Genomic DNA, 1,280 nt, shown 5'->3' with positions numbered 1-1,280 from the left:
TTATATAAGTTATTGATTTTATTTTAATAAAAACATTGGTTAAAAAATGATCAATTTAATGCGAAGCCTTATTTTAAGATAAAAGCACTTTGTCAATAGCTAAGAAATCCACAATTTTATCCACAGCTTTTGTGGAAAACTGTGGAAAAGTTTGAAATATAAGCAATCCAGACAATTTGTACTTATTTTGATCACAATTTATCTAGTATGAAATCGAAATATGACGATTGAAAGAAATTGAAAAATTCTTTAGATGCGCAATTTTTCGGAATGAGATAAAATCTGTCGGTTATTTTGTTTATGAGTAAATCACGTCTATGTACGCGCCAGTGGAGTCCAACCAAGGATTTAATTTCAAGCCAGAACTTCCGACAAGTTCAGCGTATTATCGTTTGTTGAAAAAGCTTCGTCGTCAAGTAGGGCATGCAATTCGTGATTACAACATGATCGAAGATGGCGATAAAGTCATGGTTTGCGTATCTGGCGGTAAAGACAGTTATACCTTGCTCGATATTTTGTTGCAGTTCAAACGTATTGCACCAATCAATTTTGACATTGTTGCGGTAAACCTTGACCAAAAGCAGCCAGGTTTTCCTGAGGACGTTTTGCCGCGTTATATGGAAGAGAACAAGATTCCATATTACATCCTTGAAAAAGATACCTATACCATTACTAAACGTTTAACACCTGAAGGCAAAACATATTGTGCTGTGTGCTCGCGTTTACGCCGTGGTTCGCTTTATGGCTTTGCTCAAGAAATTGGTGCAACTAAAGTTGCATTAGGTCATCACCGTGACGACATTATGGCGACTTTCTTCTTGAACCTATTCCATGGAGGAAGTTTAAAAGCTATGCCGCCAAAACTTCTTTCATCGGATAAAAAGAATATTTTGATTCGTCCTTTAGCGTATGTAGAAGAAAAGGACATCATTAAATATGCTGAATTACGTCAGTTCCCAATCATTCCGTGTAACTTATGTGGTTCTCAAGAGAACTTACAGCGTGCGATTATCAATGATATGTTACGTGAATGGGATAAGCAGCATCCAAAACGTTTACACAGTATCTTCGGCGCTTTACAGAACGTTTCACCGTCACAATTAGCGGATCGTGATTTATTCGATTTTGAGGCATTGGACGGTCAACGTGAGTTTGATATGAAAGATCCAGAAGAGATGAAAAACCGTCTTGATGTGGTAAATCTGAGTTTTGCAGCTGAGTAAAATGTAAAATTTTTTAAAAGGCACTTTATTAAGTGTCTTTTTTTTATAATTTTTTTA

General features: G+C 35.9%; 1 protein-coding gene. It reads left to right on the top strand.

Features of this window, described 5'->3' with window-relative positions; genetic code table 11:
* The first annotated feature begins 317 nt into the window (after positions 1-317).
* Positions 318-1,223: a tRNA 2-thiocytidine(32) synthetase TtcA gene (gene ttcA / locus B4237_RS06815; protein WP_004878305.1), complete on the top strand. Its 906-nt coding sequence runs from the start codon at positions 318-320 to the stop codon at positions 1,221-1,223.
* The last annotated feature ends 57 nt before the right edge of the window (positions 1,224-1,280 follow it).

It is taken from the genome of Acinetobacter sp. UBA6526, from assembly GCF_002434875.1.
Lineage (GTDB): Bacteria > Pseudomonadota > Gammaproteobacteria > Pseudomonadales > Moraxellaceae > Acinetobacter > Acinetobacter venetianus.
The sequence above is the reverse complement of the archived record's forward strand: the minus strand, read 5'-3'. Positions and strand labels throughout refer to the sequence as shown.

Coding starts and splice junctions, on each gene's coding strand:
- ttcA (WP_004878305.1), top strand. CDS start 318: ATGTACGCGCCAGTGGAGTCCAACCAAGGATTTAATTTCAAGCCAGAA.